Origin of the sequence: Pseudobutyrivibrio sp. AR14 (assembly GCF_900101325.1) — a bacterium.
GTDB lineage: Bacteria > Bacillota > Clostridia > Lachnospirales > Lachnospiraceae > Pseudobutyrivibrio.
Genome location: NZ_FMUY01000004.1, coordinates 123,171 through 140,344, shown reverse-complemented (window position 1 = coordinate 140,344; position 17,174 = coordinate 123,171). Strand labels below are relative to the sequence as shown.

The window sequence follows — 17,174 nt, the reverse complement described above, 5'->3', positions numbered from 1 at the left end:
CAATGCCTATTATTATAAAAGGAGTTGAAGCTTTATTAGCTGCAACTCCTTTTTTTTATCGCTCCGAAACCTTTTTGTATTCTGTTTTAACTAGCCATTTCTGGTCGATGACTTTCAGCTCATCGCCAAAGAGGATGTGAAGTCTAACAGATGATGGCTGCTTTTCAATGTCCTTCACAGTGCCCTCGCCGAATTTAGGGTGTGTGACTGTGTCGCCAATTTCGTATTTGATTTTGGCGTTTTCCATGTTCTTGATGGCACGCTGTGTGCGGTATGTATCAAGAAGCTGTACCTGCTTGTGGTCAACGCTTGGTCGCTCGAGAACTGATTCGTAGTCTATTTTTTTGATGCTAGATTCTTCTATATAATAATCTGCTGGGATGGCGCCGATAAGTGAGCAGCAGTATTTCCATGCACTGCCGTGAACGCCAGGCTGCCAATTGTATCTATCAGGGATGTTTATATGGCGAGTCATGTAGTGGGCATATTCATGCTTGTAGAGGTTGATTCTGTCGTTTTTAGATATTTGCCCATTCATGCAAAAACCAATGAAAAATAATGAAAATTGAAATTGTTCCTCGTCATCATAAGATGGGGGAAGATAAGAGCCAAGTACCTTTTCGTCCATTCCAAAAGTAATAGGTACTTCCGCTCCTCGTAGACCTAACTTGTGGTCAAGAACTGAGTAAAGAGCGGTAATCTCTGCACGTAAAACCGGTTCTTCATCGTGCAACATTTTTAGCATATCTTTTTTAGTCATGTGTTACTCCTTAAATAATGAAAAACTGCATTTCAGTATATCAAGGCAAATGAAAAGATACAATTACCAATCTGCTGAAAACGTGATATTTTTGTTAATAATTAGCTATAAATTTGACTTGAGAATTGCCGAGATATACTATGATGATAAGAGGTGAGTTGCGCCCTTTTTTAAGAGGTGGTTTTTATGAATAAATCAATTAGAAAATTAAAAGGCTTTATGTCCTTATCTTTAATAGTGTTTGTGGTAGTAGCTTTGCTTGGTATTTCTATGATTGCAGATGCAAAAAAGAAATCATCATCAGCTACCTATTCAGAAGGAGACAATATAGCATTTGGCTCCTTGGATGGCAATATTATTAACTGGACGATTCTGTCATATGATGAGAATACAGGTGTTGCTTTTGTGGTATCTAGAAAGACACTTAATTCATATTCAATTTCAGACTATAGAAGCTCAGTAAATATGCAGGTTATCCAGCAGCAAGGTGGCAACACTGGCTATGTGCCATGGGCAAATAATTATTGGAGAGGTTGGCTAAATCAGGTATTTTATGTTAATGCTTTTAGTGATGCAGAGCGAGCAATGATTAAGCCTACTGAGCTTACTGCAGCTGCCAGTCAGACAAGCCTTATGAATTTCTATAAGGATACAACACTTGATGATTTCTATGTAAAGACAGGAGAAAAGAACTCCTTGAATCTGAGTATTTACAACAGTCAGATGACTACTACAGATTATGTTTTCTTCCTGTCTACTGATGAATATACAGCCCATAAAGACAGCATGAAATATGAGACCGCAGGTACTTGGCCACTTAGAACCAATTCCTTTGATGATCCTGTGTTTGGCCTGTTTGTAAATGACACTTCAAAGCTTATAGAAAAGTGGGGTTATTACAATGGCACAGGAATTAGACCTGCAATGTATATTCAGCTAACTGCACCAAAGCCAGTTGAGGAGACAGATACCTCAGGTAACAAGAGTGCAACTACAACAAATACTAATTCAGCATCAAACAATAATCAGGCAAATGCTAGCAATACCGATGCAAGCAAGACGGATGCAGCTGCTTCAACAGCATCTAATTCCAATGCCAACAACACTAAAGCAACTAATACTAGCGCATCTGGTAATCAATCAGCTGCCAATTCAAATAATGCTAATGCAGCGGCAAATAATGCCAATAGCGGTTCTAATGCAGGCGGACAAGAAGCATCAAAACCTAGTGCTACTAACTCAAGAAAGTATGCAAATAATGGAACCAATATAGGCAATATTACATTGCCAGATGATGCAAGCTATACATTGTCTGCAGGTAGCACCGCACAGGTTGCTTTGAATATGGAATATTTAAATAGCACGGACAAGCAATATACCATCACCTACACTTCTTCTGATGGCAGTATTTTCACCGTTGACTCAAATGGTTTAATTACAGGAGTTGGTCGAGGAACTGGCACCTTAAGTGTTAGAATGAAGAAGTCAAACGGCAAGGTATATAGTATGAGTTGTCGAATAGATGTAACCTAAGCTCTCGCAAAAGCGAGAGCTTTTTTTATGCAATGCTTTAGGAATTTTTTATAGATTTTTTATTAGTAAAATCCTGCGATAACATTTATACTAAGATATAGAAAACTTAGGATTCATAGGAGGTTAGAAATGTATTACGGATATGGTTATGGAATGGGATATCATTTTGATTGGACAATAATCCTGGTTTTAATAGGAGCTCTTGTCAGTGGTATTGCGTCAATCAATGTAAATAGGACTTACAGTAAATATAGTAGAGTTGGCAATTATAGAGGATTGACATCTAATCAGGTTGCTGAGCATATTTTACATGCAGCAGGCATTTATGATGTTAGAATTGAAAGAGTCAGAGGAAACTTAACTGACCACTATTCTCCAAAGGAAAAGGTGCTTCGCTTATCAGACGCAGTATATGGCCGCACAAGCGTGGCAGCTATTGGTGTAGCGGCACATGAGTGTGGACATGCTATTCAGCACCAGGAGGATTACGCTCCCCTTAGAATGCGTTCGGCATCAGTGCCACTTGCAAGTATTGGTTCATGGGTTTCATGGCCTGTTATTGTAATTGGACTTCTCATTGGTTCCACACCTATTGCACAGGTTGGCATTTTCTTGTTTACATTTGTAGTGTTGTTTCAGCTTATTACTTTGCCAGTTGAGTTTGATGCCAGCGCAAGAGCACTTAGGATTTTAGAGCAGGACAGAATCCTTGAGGGTGAGGAGCATAGAGGTGCTACAAAGGTGCTGAAGGCAGCAGCTATGACATATGTAGCAGCGTTGTTTACAACTATTATGCAGCTTCTTAGACTAGTGCTATTAGTAAACGGCAGAAGCAGAGATGATTAGTCATTTATTAGGAGATTAATTTGAAGTATTTGCATGATGTAGTTAAAGTGACAGATATAGAGTCCCTTCATTTTGATTATCCAGAAGGGACTTTGGTTTTAACAGATAATCAGGCTGTTATAGATGCTTGTAATGAGAAAAAGCAGCCGGTGGTGGCATTTGAACATGATGGTGTTACTATGCTTAAGTGTGACCATATTTTAATTGATCCAGACGAGGTTGATGATCAGGACTATGAGGATATATATCGTAGATGCGTAGGACTTCCGCTTTTTATATCCGAGACTGACAGGACTATTATTAGAGAGTTTTCCATGGATGATTTAGATAGCTTGTTTGAGCTATATGATAATCCTGGAATTGTAGAATATATGGAGCCCCTTTTTGAGTACGAAGAGGAGCGGCAATACGAGGAGAATTACATTCAATATATCTATAAATTATATGGATTTGGAATGTGGTTGATTTTTGATAAAGCTACTGGCAAACTAGTTGGTAGAGCAGGTATTGAAGTTAGAGAATCCTGTGACAGAGAGAATCAGGCGGAGCTTGGTTTTTGTATCTCCCCTGATAGATGGAAGCAGGGGCTTGCCTTTGAGGTGTGCTCTGAGATCATTAGACTGGCAAGGGATAGATTTTCCTTGACGAGTCTTGTGGCTAGATGCGACCCTGATAATGTTGCAAGCAGGGGATTATTGAAAAAGTTGGGGTTTTCACATATTGGCTTCGAGCTGGATGGAGATTGTAGATATTTTAGGGAGATAGGATAGTATGGATTTAAAAGCTTATCAGCACGAGGTGGTTGTTACAGATGCGGGATTACCTTTCAAACTTTTTTCATTTGAAGGAGCAAATGGTAATTATACAAGAGATAAGCATTGGCACCGTTCGATAGAGATTTTTGCAGTATGGGAGGGCAAGCTTGACTTTACTCTTCACGAGAAGAAGTTCCCTCTTAGCGCAGGCGAATTTGTTATTGTAAATAGTAATGAGGTGCATAGCATTGCAGCCCCAAACCCTAATAGGACAGTGGTTCTACAGATTCCACAGGACACATTTGCGGATTATTTTACAGATGATCAGTTCATTTGGTTCTCCCATGGAGATAGAGAGACTGACCACAGAGTGTTTACTCTTCTTCAGGAGATGTATCTTATCAATACAAAAGGGGAGGAGGGTTATCGCCTTCAGGTCCTCAGTCTTTACTATGAGCTTTTGTATATTCTTGTTACCAAATACAGAAAGTTCAATGTAAATGAAGACATTTTAAAGAGCAACAAGCAGCTTAAGAAGCTTTCAAATATTACTAGATATATGAAGGATCATTATGCTGAGCCTCTTTCTCTTGAGATGATGGCAGAGCAGTTTAGTTATTCACCATCATATCTATCGAGAATGTTCCAAAAGCATGCGGGCATCAATTTCAAGGATTATCTTCTTGGCATCAGACTTGAGCATGCAGTTAGAGAATTAGAGGAGACAGGCGGCCAGATAGTAGATATTGCGCTAGGCAATGGCTTCCCTAATTCAAAGGCATTTTCCAATGCTTTTAGAGACAAATATGGTGTGTTACCTAGCGAATATCGCAAGAATAAATAATCATAGCTGTTGACTTTGATATATTGTTTAGTTACAATCATTTCAATTGAATAGATGTCTTCAGGGCAGGGTGTGATTCCCTACCGGTGGTATAGCCCACGAGCCTTTTGGCATGATTCGGTGAGATTCCGAAGCCGACAGTATAGTCTGGATGAAAGAAGATGGTAGTTTACTTTTGAATTTATGGCTCTGAGATTTTATGTCTCAGAGCTTTTTAATTTATAAGGGTAGATGTTTCATGCAAAAGTTTGAAACGGAAGCTACGTATTTTAGCCTTGGAGAAATCCAAGGCTTTTTTGATTCTATTTACGAGAACCACATGAGCAAGAGGAAAGCAGTGGAACTGCGATTTTGGGAATGGGGGCTGAATAGAATCTTAAAAATAGGAGGAATTATGGAAGATAAAATTTATATGCAACGAGCAATCGAGCTTGCCAGACGAGGAGAGGGATTCGTAAATCCGAATCCCATGGTGGGAGCAGTAATAGTCAAAGATGGTGTGATTATAGGCGAGGGCTACCATGAAAAATATGGACAGCTTCACGCTGAGAGGAATGCCTTTAAGGATTGTAAAAAAAGAGGAAACTCAGCAAAAGGAGCAACAATGTATGTAACCTTAGAGCCATGTTGCCACTACGGGAAAACACCTCCATGTACAGAAGCTATTATTGAGAATGGAATCAAAAGAGTGGTGATTGGAACACTTGATGTGAATCCTGTGGTTGCAGGAAAAGGAGCCGAAATTTTAAGGTCCAGTGGCATCAAAGTTGAAGTAGGACTTCTAGGAAAAGAATGCAAGAATCTCAATAGAATTTTTAATAAATACATGGCAACAGGAAAGCCATATGTTGTTATGAAATACGCAATGACTGCTGATGGCAAGATAGCCACAAAAACAGGTGAGTCAAAGTGGATAACTGGAGCTGAGGCAAGAAAAAATGTTCATAGACTGAGAAATAGATTGTCGGGAATTATGGTTGGCGTATCTACGGTAATTATGGATGATCCAATGTTGGATTGTCGATTAGATGAGCCGGCTGTTAATCCAATAAGAATTATCTGCGATTCCCATTTACGAACTCCAATTGAATCAAAGATCGTTCAAACAGCAGATAGCATAAAAACTATCATTGCAACCACATCGAAAGATGAGGCTAAGGTCGCTGAGTTAGAAAAAAGGGGCTGCTTGGTTTTGAAATTACCGAAAACTGAGCAGGGAATCGATTTAAATGCTCTGATGGTGGAGCTTTCCAATAGAGGAATTGATAGCGTGCTGATTGAGGGGGGAGGAACTATTAATTATAGTGCCCTCAAGTCAAAAATAGTGGATGAGATACATATCCACATGGCTCCAAAGATTTTTGGAGGAAGCAGCAAATCACCAGTAGAAGGGGCAGGCATAGAAAGCATCAACGATGCAATAAGGCTAAATCCAATTAATACCAGCTGGCTGGGTGAAGATTTGGTTATAGAAAATGAGGTGATTTACTGATGTTTACGGGAATAGTTGAAGAGCTGGGCAGTGTTAGGAGAATTGTTAAAGGTCCTAAGGAACAGCGTATTACTATTGCATGTAAAAAGATTTTGGAGGATATCCACCTGGGCGACAGCATTGCTGTAAATGGTGTGTGTCTGACAGTGGTGGAATATGATGGCTCCTCTTTTTCTGCTGATGTTATGAATGAGACAATGGCTCGTTCTAGCTTAGGGAGCCTTAATGCTACAAAGCCTGTAAATCTTGAGAGGGCTATGAGCGCCGATGGAAGATTTGGAGGTCACATAGTAAGCGGTCACATTGATGGCACAGGAACTATCCAAAGTATCAAAAAGGATGGAAATGCTGTTTGGTTTGAAATAAAGGCCGGTGGAGAAATAATTGGTGGGATTGTTGAAAAAGGCTCTATAGCAATTGATGGAATTAGCCTTACAGTTGCAGCAGTAGATAGTAGCAGCTTCAAAGTATCAATCATCCCACACACATTAAAGGAAACGGTTTTGAGCCAGAAGCAAATCGGGGATGTAGTGAATTTGGAAAATGATGTTGTGGGGAAATATGTTAAGAAATTTTTGGCAAGCTTTGCAAATACAGAGACTTCTGATGATAGAAAAGGGACAAAAAGTTTGACAAAAGAGTTTTTAATGGCAAACGGATTTTAGGTCTTTTAGGAAAGGGTAAATGATGGAAAGAGAATTAATTGAGAAAGCTATCAAGGATTTGCAGGAGGGCAAAGTGATTATGGTTATGGACGACGAGGACAGAGAAAACGAAGGTGATTTCATCTGTGCTGCGGAGTTTGCTACCACTGAAAATGTTAATTTAATGGCATCTGTAGGCAAGGGGCTTATCTGTATGCCAATGAGTGAAAGATTGGCGGCGAAATTGGCGCTGCCACCCATGGTTACTCACAACACCGATAATCACGAAACCGCATTTACGATATCCATTGATCATGTATCTACTACAACAGGAATATCAGCAGCAGAACGAGGAATTACTGCTAGAAGCTGTGTTAAAGATGATGTAAGTCCTCTTGATTTCAGACGACCAGGTCACATGTTTCCACTGGTTGCAAAAGAGGGCGGCGTGATAGAGCGAGCTGGCCATACGGAGGCCACAGTTGATTTGATGAAGCTAGCAGGTCTTAAGGAATGTGGGCTTTGCTGCGAAATCATGGCAGAGGATGGCTCGATGATGAGAGGTGAGAGCCTTAAGAAACTTGCTGAAGATTTGGGGATAACATTTATTACAATTCCACAGCTTGTGGAATATCGCAAGGTTTACGACAAGCTTGTAGAGTGCGTAGCCATTGCAAAGATGCCTACAAGATACGGTGAGTTTATGGCACATTGCTACATTAATGAAATAAATGGGGAACACCATGTGGCTTTAGTTAAGGGTGATATTAGTGATGGAGAAAATATTCTTTGCCGTGTTCACTCAGAGTGCCTGACAGGGGATGTTTTTGGCTCTATGAGATGCGATTGCGGTCAGCAGTTTGACGCTGCTATGAAAGCTATCGCAAAAGAAGGCCGAGGAGTTCTTTTATATATGAGACAAGAGGGCAGGGGAATTGGTCTTGTGAATAAATTGAAGGCCTACAAGCTACAGGATGAAGGTATGGATACTTTGGATGCAAATATAGCACTAGGATTTCCAGGAGATTTGAGAGAGTACTACACAGGAGCTCAGATTCTTAGGGATTTAGGAATTCATTCACTTGAGCTCCTCACTAACAATCCAGACAAGGTATATCAATTATCCGACTATGGAATGGAAATTTCTAAAAGAGTTCCTATTGAAATAGAGGCAAACAAATATGATGTTTTCTATTTAAAAACAAAGAAAGCTCGCATGGGACATATTTTAGAAGTGGAAGATGTTAAACAGGAAATTATTTAATTAAAAGGAGAATATAATATGAAAGTTTATGAAGGAAAGCTTGTATCAGAAGGCGTAAAGGTAGGTATTGTAGTAGCAAGATTTAATGAGTTTATTACATCAAAGCTTTTAGGTGGCGCCATTGACGGCTTGAAAAGAGAGAATGTAAAAGAGAATGATATTGATGTGGCTTGGGTTCCAGGTGCATTTGAGATTCCACTTATTGCTAAAAAGATGGCTGAAAGTAAAAAATATGACGCTGTTATCTGTCTCGGTGCAGTAATCAGAGGCGCAACATCACACTATGACTATGTTTGTGCTGAGGTATCAAAGGGTGTTGCACAGGTGTCTATGAATGCCGATATTCCAGTAATGTTTGGAATTCTCACAACTGATACTATTGAGCAGGCTGTGGAGCGCGCAGGCACAAAGGCAGGTAATAAGGGATTTGAATGTGCTCAGGGAGCAATCGAGATGGTTAATCTTATCCGTGAGATGAAATAGCAAAAATTAATAAAAGTCAAAAAACTTACATCACGTAGTAAATTTTTAAAAGTCTCTAATACGTTAATTTTGATAATATTTGTATAACAAATGACAGTATTTTGTAAGAAATGCTGAAAGTTCGCCGTTTGCTGGAAGAAAGTAACAAAAATGGCGAGCTTATTATCAAACGTATTGGAGGCTTTTCCTATTTATGAGACAAAGGGAAGGCTAGTAAAAGGAGGGTAATTAAAATGACAAACATGCCAAATGTAAAAATTGGTGTAGTAGCAGTATCACGTGACTGCTTCCCAGAAAGCTTATCAGTAGACAGAAGAAAGGCACTTATCGCAGCTTACACAAAGAAGTATGGTAGCGAGCACATCTATGAGTGTCCTGTATGTATAGTAGAGAGCGAGATTCACATGGTACAGGCTCTCGAGGATATCAAGAAAGCTGGATGTAATGCACTTTGCGTATATCTTGGTAACTTCGGTCCTGAGATTTCAGAGACACTTCTTGCTAAGCACTTCGATGGACCTAAGATGTTCTGTGCAGCAGCTGAGGAGTCAGGCAACAGCCTTTTAGATGGTAGAGGAGATGCTTACTGCGGTATGCTTAACGCATCTTACAACTTACAGCTTAGAAATGTTAAGGCTTACATCCCAGAGTATCCAGTAGGTGATGCTGAGGATTGCGCTGACATGATTCACGACTTTGAGCCAATCGCTCGTGCAGTAATCGCGCTTTCAGATCTTAAGATTATCAGCTTTGGTCCACGTCCAATGAACTTCCTTGCTTGTAATGCACCAATCAAGCAGCTTTACAACCTTGGTGTTGAAATCGAGGAGAACTCAGAGCTTGATCTTTTCGAAGCATTCAACAAGCATGCTGGTGACAGCCGTATTCCAGAAGTTGTTGCTGATATGGAGAAGGAGCTTGGCGCTGGTAACAAGAAGCCAGAGGTTCTTGAGAAGCTTGCTCAGTATGAGCTTACACTTAAGGATTGGGTAAGAGACCACAAGGGATATCGTAAATACGTAGCAATCGCTGGCAAGTGCTGGCCTGCATTCCAGACACAGTTTGGTTTCGTTCCTTGCTATGTTAACTCACGTCTTACAGGTGAAGGAATCCCTGTATCATGCGAGGTTGATATCTATGGATGTCTTTCAGAGTTCATCGGTACAGTTGTATCAGAGGATATCGTAACACTCCTCGACATCAACAACTCAGTACCTAAGGATATGTACAACGAGGAAATCAAGGGTAAGACAGATTACACACTTGAGGATACATTCATGGGATTCCACTGCGGAAATACATGCTCTAAGAAGCTTGCATTCTGCGAGATGAAGTACCAGAAGATTATGGCTAGAGCACTTCCTATCGAGGTTACAAACGGAACACTTGAAGGCGATATCGCTCCTGGTGACATCACATTCTTCAGACTTCAGTCTACAGCAGACAACAAGCTTCGTGCTTACATCGCACAGGGCGAGGTCCTTGATGTACGTACTAAGTCATTTGGTTCAATCGGTGTATTTGCTATCCCTGAGATGGGCAGATTCTATCGTCACTGGTTAATCGAAAAGGGATTCCCACATCACGGTGCTGTTGCATTCGGTCACTATGGAAAGTCACTCTTCGAAGTATTTAAGTACATCGGAGTATCTGTTGACGAAATCGGATACAACCAGCCTGCAGGCGTAAGATATCCTACAGAGAATCCTTGGAGATAATATAGATTAAGATTTGGCTGGCTTCGGCCAGCCATTTTTAGAAAAGGAGAATGGAATTATGTATTACATTGGTGTTGATCTTGGTACATCCGCAGTTAAGCTTCTTCTTATGGAAGGCAACGGAGATATCAAGAAAATCGTTTCAAAGGAATATGACCTCAGCTTCCCACATCCAGGTTGGTCTGAGCAGAAGCCAGAAGATTGGTGGACTCAGGTAGTCGCTGGTATCAAGGAGCTTACTTCAGAGGTTGATAAGTCACAGGTTGCTGGTATTTCATTTGGTGGCCAGATGCACGGACTTGTAACACTTGATGCAAATGACAATGTTATTCGCCCAGCAATTCTTTGGAATGATGGACGTACAGGAAAAGAGACAGATTATCTCAATACAGTAATTGGAAAGGATAAGCTTTCTGCATACACAGCAAATATAGCCTTTGCTGGATTTACAGCTCCAAAGATTCTTTGGATGCAGGAGAATGAGCCAGAGCTTTGGACCAAGGTTGCAAAGATTATGCTTCCAAAGGACTATATTGCATACAAGCTTTCCGGATCATTCTGTACAGATTATTCAGATGCCAGTGGAATGCTTCTTCTTGATGTAAAAAATAGATGCTGGAGCAAGGAGATGATGGATATTTGCCATGTCTCAGAGGCACAGCTTCCTAAGTTATATGAGAGCTATGAGGTAGTTGGCACAATTAAGCCAGAGGTTGCCGCAGAGCTTGGCTTTACAAATGATGTAAAGATTATCGCAGGTGCAGGCGACAATGCAGCAGCTGCTGTTGGTACTGGTACAGTAGGAGAGGGCAAGTGCAATCTTTCTATTGGTACTTCAGGTACAATTTTCATCTCTAGCAAGAATTTTACAGTAGACCCTGCAAATGCTCTTCATTCATTTGACCATGCTGATGGTGGTTATCATCTTATGGGATGTATGCTTTCTGCAGCATCTTGCAATAAGTGGTGGATGGATGAGATTCTTAAGACAAAGGACTATCCAGCAGAGCAGGCAGGTATCAAGAACCTTGGGGAGAACAGAGTATTCTATCTTCCATATCTTATGGGAGAGCGTAGCCCTCACAACAATCCAGATGCACGTGCTATGTTTATTGGCATGTCAATGGATACAACAAGAGAGGATATGACACAGGCTGTTCTTGAGGGTGTTGCATTTGGACTTCGCGATTCACTTGAGGTAGCTAGAAGCCAAGGTATTAAAATCGAGCGTTCTAAGATTTGCGGTGGTGGTGCTAAGTCTCCACTTTGGCAGCAGATTATCGCTTCAGTTATGAACCTTAAGCTTGATATTTTAGAGAATGAGGAAGGCCCAGGTCTTGGTGGTGCTATTCTTGCAGCTGTTGGTTGTGGAGAATATGCATCAGTTGAGGAGGCATGCGACAAGCTTGTTAAGGTAAAGACTACAGTTGAGCCAGATCCAGAGCTTATTCGTAAATACGAAGAGCGTTATCAGGAGTTCAAGAAGCTTTACCCAACAGTAAAATCGCTCTTTTAGAATAATTATATAGCGCGTAAAAAACGGAGCTTCGTTGCTTTCATATTCTTCTTTTGAAGGCGGTAGACGTCAAGCTCTTAGGTTGCTCAAGCGAATCATGTTAGATGAGCGGAGGAACCTAAGGCTTGTAGTCGTGACCGACTTTGTTGGGAGAGTAAAGATGGCAACGGAGCTTTTTTATTTTTTTTTTTTTAAAAGGGGTTGACAGATATATTATACTAGTGTACTATTCCTATAGTACACTAATACATTAGAAAAAGGAGTGAGCTATGAAGTACGATACAAATGCTCCCATCTATCTACAAGTGGTGGATGCCATCAAGCTAGATATTATTAATGGGAAGATAAGCCCAGGTGAGAAATTACCATCAGGAAGGGATTTGGCTGTGTTGTACACTATCAATCCAAATACTTCAGCTCGAGTTTATACCGAGCTTGAAGCCCAGGGTATTTGTTACACAAAAAGAGGAATGGGCACCTACGCGACAGAGGACTTGAAGCGGATAAAAGCATGCCGCGACGAGATGGCTAATGAGACACTTAATAAGTTCCTTGTTAGTTTGAAACAGCTTGGTATTTCAAAAGAAGAAGCAATCGATATGATTAACCAGGCAAATGATATATGCATCTTATAGGGAGGTAATTTTTTATGAAACTAGAAAGTATTAATGTTACAAAGAAATTTCCTGGAAAAGTTGCCATTGAAAATATTTCGATGACTTTAGAGCCAGGACACATATACGCCTTACTTGGACCTAATGGAAGTGGTAAGACAACATGGATGAAGACAGTTGCAGGTCTTATCAAGGCAACATCAGGCGAGGTTAAATTTAACGATGTGGCAGTTAACACAGACAGCCGCAAAAAGATAGCTTACATGTCTACTGAGCCATACTTTTACGATTGGATGACAGTAGGGGATGTTGGTAAGTACTATCAGGATTTCTTTGATGATTTCTCAATGGAGAAATATGATGAGCTCCTTGCAGGAATGAATCTTGATAAGAAGCTTAAGATCAAGACTCTTTCATCAGGTATGATGGCAAAGCTTAAGATTGCAGTTACCATGGGTAGAAATGCAGATGTTTATATGCTTGATGAGCCACTTAATGGAATCGACCTTATTGCAAGAGATGAGGTTATGAGAATGGTTCTCACCTCTGCATCAGAAGACAATATTATGATTATTTCTAGTCACTTGGTTGAGGAGCTTGAGGCCGTAGTTGACCGAGCAATCTTCATCCAAGATGGACATTTTGCAGGAATGTATGATGTAGAACAGCTTAGAGTTATGGACAGTATTTCGTTAGCAGATAAGTACCGCACAGTTTACGGCGGAGTAAGGGAGGCATAATATGTTAAAACTATTTAAATATGAGCTCAGAAAAACACTTAACATTAAGATAATAATGCTTTGTGTTACAGGAATTCTAGAGTTATTCTTTTTGTTTGGTCTTTATGGAGATAATGATAATATTTTTGCAGCATCATGCTTTTTCTTATTTTTAATGGCTTTTGTTGCAACAGTAATAATTGGCGTACATAGCATGAAGCTTTTGAGAAATGATTTGAATACAAAGCAGGCATATATGCTATTTATGACTCCTAATAGTAGCTACAAGATTCTTGGAGCTAAGGTAATCGAAAATGGAGTTTCTGTATTCTTAACTGGAGTATTCTATTTTCTTTTAGGAATGCTTGATATAAGCCTAGTATTTGGAAAATATGGTGAATTGTCAGATATGCTTGATTTCATAAATGAATTTTTTGCATTTAAAAACTGGGATGCGATTTCGATTTCTCTTTTAGCTTCATATGCATTGGTACAGATTTTACACTGGTTATACATTATTGCAGTTGCATTTTTTGCAATCGTGCTTTCTGCTACATTCTTTAATGGAAAGAAATGGAATTCATTTGCATCACTTGGCATTTTCATTGCAATTGTTGTTGTAGTAAATGTAATTATAAATGCTATTTTTGGTGGAGCAAGTATTGCAATATCATCTGCTCACAACTTGATAATGTCAGCAATATTCTTTGTATTGTCAGTTGTTATGTACTTTATCACAGCATGGGTAATGGATAATTCACTCTCAGTATAGTATTTGGTAGGTTAGAGGGGGGGTGCACAGATGACCGCCCCTTTTCATGTTTATAAGGAGATTTTATGAGCAAAAGAAATAAATTATTAGCGGCACTAATGGCTCTTACAATGTGTTTAAGCTTTACCTTTAACGCAAATGTTGTAAAAGCAAGTGAAGCATATACTGAACAAACTGCTATTGTTCATGTATATTCAGAAGATAATATTCAACCACTTCAGATAAGATTTTATAAGGGATTTTCAGCACCATATATTAAGCTTACAGATTACTATAGATATTTAACTGGTAAGGAAATGAGCGTTCAGAAAAATAGCGATGGGGACTACACATTCAAATCAGCAATGGGCGCAACTGCAGTTATTGATACCGATGAAAATACCCTTTATTCTTCAGATTTTGATAATTTTATTAATACCACTATTACAAAACAGGATAATGTTCCTAATGTATATTACGATGGTTATCCTTTTGTGGAAATCTATGGAGCTACACCTGATAAGGCCCCAGAGCCTAAGACTATAGATTTTGATAATTACTCAATTGATTTAATAGAGGACGAGAGTCAGGACGATATTTGGATTCCATATCTTACAGCATCAGATATGTTCTCTGGAGTAGTTATGTATCGTATGCTTTATGATAGCAAGGAATTTTATATTCTTGATGAAAATAGTGATTATACAGCTATGGAAGTGGTACCTTCTGATAAATATCAGGCTAACGTAAAGAATTATTTAAAAGAGGGAAAAAGAGATAAATCCTTAGCTGAGTACAGCTATAATGAGATGTGCTTCGTATATGACAACTATTTTGGATATCCAGAACAAATGGGGCTTGGAGCAGAGATTAAAGAGAAGGGCCTCGACGAGACACTTAAACAGCATGATATCTTTACTGCGCAGGCAAGAGAGTGGTTTCTATCAGATGATCCAGCTGAATACGTAGCTGCCACAGTAATACTAGACGATTATCTAAGTGATGGTGGACATACATATTTAGGCGATATGGGAGCTACTTATTTTTCAGAAGATACCATAGATGATGCAAAGCAGCTTTTGTATAGCATGGACTTTGGTTTTTCGAACACTGTAGCATTGGGAACTAAGTTTGAAAAAATGCAGTACTTGCAGCAGATGAAGCAGGATAAATGGGGCGATGAGTATTTCCATATTGAGGGAGATACAGCAATCTTTAGCTTTGACAGTTTTGTGGCAGATGAACAGGCTTGGCGTGATTATTACGAAAATGGCGGTGAACTACCGGATGATACTGTTGGAGATTTCAAGAGAGCCTTGGATGCAGCTGCTGATGCAAATGTAAAGAATTTTGTTATTGATCTTTCTTCAAATGGAGGCGGCTCTGCAGACGTAGTATTTTTGATGGCTTGTGCCATGACAGGTAATGCAAAGATGTCTTATCAAAATGCTATTGGAGGACAGTTTACAACAGTTCAGTATTTAGCAGATATTAATTTTGATAAGGTTTTTGATTATAAAGACTTTGAGCCTTATGACTTTAATTTTGGTGTTCTGACAAGTGATTTTTCATTCTCTTGCGCTAACTTCTTACCAGCAATATGTAAAAGCGAAGGAATTGCAATTTTAGGTGAGCAGTCAGGCGGCGGAGCCTGTGCAGTAATTCCACTTGGCACTGCAGAAGGCGGAGTATATCAGATTTCATCTGCTATGAGACTTTCTTATCCAGATGGAACTTCAGTAGATGGAGGAGTACCTGTTGATGTTAATTTGGTGTCAGTAAATGCTGATGGAACTAATGATTATTCAGCTTTTTATGATTTACAGGCACTGAGCAGTGCAATGAATGAGTTTTACGCAAATAAATAAGTAAATAAGTACAACAAAAAAGCACCGATATAATCGGTGCTTTTTTAGCAGTTCCTAGCGGAATCGAACCGCTGTTTTCGCCGTGAGAGGGCGACGTCTTAACCGCTTGACCAAGGAACCATATATTGTGTTGCCGTGCAACGAAGATAATAATACTATGAATTTTTCCATTCGTCAACAGAAAATTGAAAACTAAGTGAAAGATATGTGGACTGTGTTGTTAAAGGTAGTAGTTAGTGCTACAATTTAGGCGTTTAATGCGGGGGAATATTTACAAGCGGTTTTGAAAAACATATTTGAAGGTAGGTATTCTAATGAAGTATTTAAAACAGTTTCTAATTATCTTGCTGATTTCCTTGTTGGGAGAGTTCTTAAAGGCTATTATTCCATTTCCAGTTCCAGCTAGTATTTACGGAATGATTATTCTTTTTGTGTGTCTTCTTACAAAGCTAATAAAGCTCGAAGATGTGAAGGATGCAGGTAAATTTTTAATAGAGATTATGCCAGTTATGTTTATTCCAGCTGGTGTTGGTTTGGTTACATCATGGGGTGTATTGCAGCCAATTTTAGTGCCAGTGAGCATAATTACTGTTGTAACTATTTTTACAGTTATGGCAGCCACTGGTCTTGTATCCCAGATGATGATAAAAAAAGATAAGGAGGTGCAGTAATGAACGAGTTTTTACAGCAGTCTTCTTATTTGGCAGTTGCAGTGAGCCTTGTAAGTTATGGAATCGGAAGTTGGCTTAAGAAGAGATTTAAGACAGGTTTGCTTAATCCTCTTCTAGTATCCATTGTGTGTACCATTTTGTTTTTGCTTGGAACAGGGATTTCCTATGACACATACAATGAGGGAGCAAAGTTTTTAACATGGCTTTTGACACCAGCTACTGTTAGTCTTGCTATTCCTCTTTATGAGCAATGGGAGCTTCTTAAGAACAACGCTAAGGCTGTTATGGCAGGAATTACTGCCGGTGTTATTACAAGCCTTCTTACAGTGCTTCTTTTGTCCATGGCTCTTGGACTTTCCCATGAGGAGTACGTGACACTTCTTCCAAAATCAATTACTACAGCTATTGGCATGGGCGTATCAGAGGAGCTGGGCGGTTATGTGACAATTACAGTTGCAGTTATTGTAATCACAGGTGTTATTGGAAATATTTTAGGAGAGTTTATTTGCAAGCTCTTTAGAATTAAGGAGCCAATTTCAAAGGGATTGGCACTTGGTACAGCAAGCCACGCTATCGGCACAGCAAAGGCTATGGAAATCGGTGAGATTGAAGGGGCTATGAGCAGCCTTTCAATTGCGGTGGCAGGTATTCTTACAGTATTATTTGCAACAATATTTGCAGGCTTATTATAAATGT

At 39.5% G+C, this 17,174-nt stretch carries 17 protein-coding genes, 1 tRNA gene and 1 riboswitch; of the genes, 16 read left to right on the top strand and 2 right to left on the bottom strand.

Going from position 1 to position 17,174, the window contains the following annotated elements:
* Positions 1-55: 55 nt before the first annotated feature.
* Positions 56-760, bottom strand: coding sequence for a hypothetical protein (locus BLP50_RS05030; RefSeq protein ID WP_242869218.1), 705 nt, complete (start codon positions 758-760; stop codon positions 56-58).
* A gap of 186 nt (positions 761-946) precedes the next feature.
* Between BLP50_RS05030 and BLP50_RS05025 the strand changes: the two genes are divergently transcribed.
* From BLP50_RS05025 to BLP50_RS04960, 14 genes are all read left to right on the top strand, one after another.
* Complete coding sequence (locus tag BLP50_RS05025; protein WP_090151984.1) at positions 947-2,293, top strand: DUF6273 domain-containing protein; 1,347 nt, start codon at positions 947-949, stop codon at positions 2,291-2,293.
* Positions 2,294-2,422: 129 nt separating this feature from the next.
* Positions 2,423-3,139, top strand: coding sequence for a zinc metallopeptidase (locus BLP50_RS05020; RefSeq protein ID WP_090151981.1), 717 nt, complete (start codon positions 2,423-2,425; stop codon positions 3,137-3,139).
* Positions 3,140-3,159: 20 nt separating this feature from the next.
* On the top strand, positions 3,160-3,909 hold the full coding sequence (locus tag BLP50_RS05015; RefSeq protein WP_090151978.1) for a GNAT family N-acetyltransferase: 750 nt from the start codon (positions 3,160-3,162) through the stop codon (positions 3,907-3,909).
* A gap of 1 nt (position 3,910) precedes the next feature.
* Positions 3,911-4,738 carry an AraC family transcriptional regulator gene (locus BLP50_RS05010; protein WP_090151974.1) on the top strand — a complete coding sequence of 276 codons (828 nt, stop codon included), beginning with the start codon at positions 3,911-3,913 and terminating at the stop codon, positions 4,736-4,738.
* Between the two features lie 52 nt (positions 4,739-4,790).
* Positions 4,791-4,905, top strand: a riboswitch (FMN riboswitch).
* Positions 4,906-5,132: 227 nt separating this feature from the next.
* Complete coding sequence (gene ribD, locus BLP50_RS05005) at positions 5,133-6,230, top strand: bifunctional diaminohydroxyphosphoribosylaminopyrimidine deaminase/5-amino-6-(5-phosphoribosylamino)uracil reductase RibD (protein ID WP_090151970.1); 1,098 nt, start codon at positions 5,133-5,135, stop codon at positions 6,228-6,230.
* A complete protein-coding gene (ribE, locus tag BLP50_RS05000; RefSeq protein ID WP_090151966.1) occupies positions 6,230-6,895 on the top strand; it encodes a riboflavin synthase in 666 nt (221 codons plus the stop codon). The genes ribD and ribE overlap by 1 nt, the downstream gene beginning before the upstream one ends.
* Positions 6,896-6,917: 22 nt before the next feature.
* Positions 6,918-8,138: a bifunctional 3,4-dihydroxy-2-butanone-4-phosphate synthase/GTP cyclohydrolase II gene (locus tag BLP50_RS04995; RefSeq protein ID WP_090152277.1), complete on the top strand. Its 1,221-nt coding sequence runs from the start codon at positions 6,918-6,920 to the stop codon at positions 8,136-8,138.
* An 18-nt stretch (positions 8,139-8,156) separates the two neighbouring features.
* A complete protein-coding gene (ribH, locus tag BLP50_RS04990; protein WP_090151963.1) occupies positions 8,157-8,621 on the top strand; it encodes a 6,7-dimethyl-8-ribityllumazine synthase in 465 nt (154 codons plus the stop codon).
* Between the two features lie 233 nt (positions 8,622-8,854).
* On the top strand, positions 8,855-10,339 hold the full coding sequence (locus BLP50_RS04985; protein ID WP_090151960.1) for an L-fucose/L-arabinose isomerase family protein: 1,485 nt from the start codon (positions 8,855-8,857) through the stop codon (positions 10,337-10,339).
* A 58-nt stretch (positions 10,340-10,397) separates the two neighbouring features.
* A complete protein-coding gene (gene xylB, locus BLP50_RS04980) occupies positions 10,398-11,855 on the top strand; it encodes a xylulokinase (RefSeq protein WP_090152273.1) in 1,458 nt (485 codons plus the stop codon).
* Positions 11,856-12,124: 269 nt separating this feature from the next.
* Entirely contained in the window at positions 12,125-12,490 is a 366-nt protein-coding gene (locus BLP50_RS04975; RefSeq protein WP_090151957.1) for a GntR family transcriptional regulator, read from the top strand.
* Positions 12,491-12,504: 14 nt separating this feature from the next.
* Positions 12,505-13,209, top strand: coding sequence for an ABC transporter ATP-binding protein (locus tag BLP50_RS04970; protein WP_090151954.1), 705 nt, complete (start codon positions 12,505-12,507; stop codon positions 13,207-13,209).
* A 1-nt stretch (position 13,210) separates the two neighbouring features.
* Complete coding sequence (locus tag BLP50_RS04965; RefSeq protein WP_090151951.1) at positions 13,211-13,960, top strand: hypothetical protein; 750 nt, start codon at positions 13,211-13,213, stop codon at positions 13,958-13,960.
* A 65-nt stretch (positions 13,961-14,025) separates the two neighbouring features.
* Entirely contained in the window at positions 14,026-15,807 is a 1,782-nt protein-coding gene (locus tag BLP50_RS04960; RefSeq protein WP_090151948.1) for a S41 family peptidase, read from the top strand.
* 48 nt (positions 15,808-15,855) lie between these two features.
* Here BLP50_RS04960 and BLP50_RS04955 read toward each other — a convergent pair.
* Positions 15,856-15,927, bottom strand: a tRNA-Glu gene (locus BLP50_RS04955).
* 194 nt (positions 15,928-16,121) lie between these two features.
* Between BLP50_RS04955 and BLP50_RS04950 the strand changes: the two genes are divergently transcribed.
* Together BLP50_RS04950 and BLP50_RS04945 are read left to right on the top strand one after the other, a co-directional pair.
* The gene (locus BLP50_RS04950) at positions 16,122-16,478 is read left to right on the top strand and encodes a CidA/LrgA family protein (protein ID WP_090151943.1); all 357 of its coding nucleotides are present in this window, start codon (positions 16,122-16,124) and stop codon (positions 16,476-16,478) included.
* Positions 16,478-17,170 (top strand): LrgB family protein, encoded by a 693-nt coding sequence (locus BLP50_RS04945; RefSeq protein ID WP_090151940.1) that lies wholly within the window; start codon positions 16,478-16,480, stop codon positions 17,168-17,170. The genes BLP50_RS04950 and BLP50_RS04945 overlap by 1 nt, the downstream gene beginning before the upstream one ends.
* Positions 17,171-17,174: the final 4 nt, after the last annotated feature.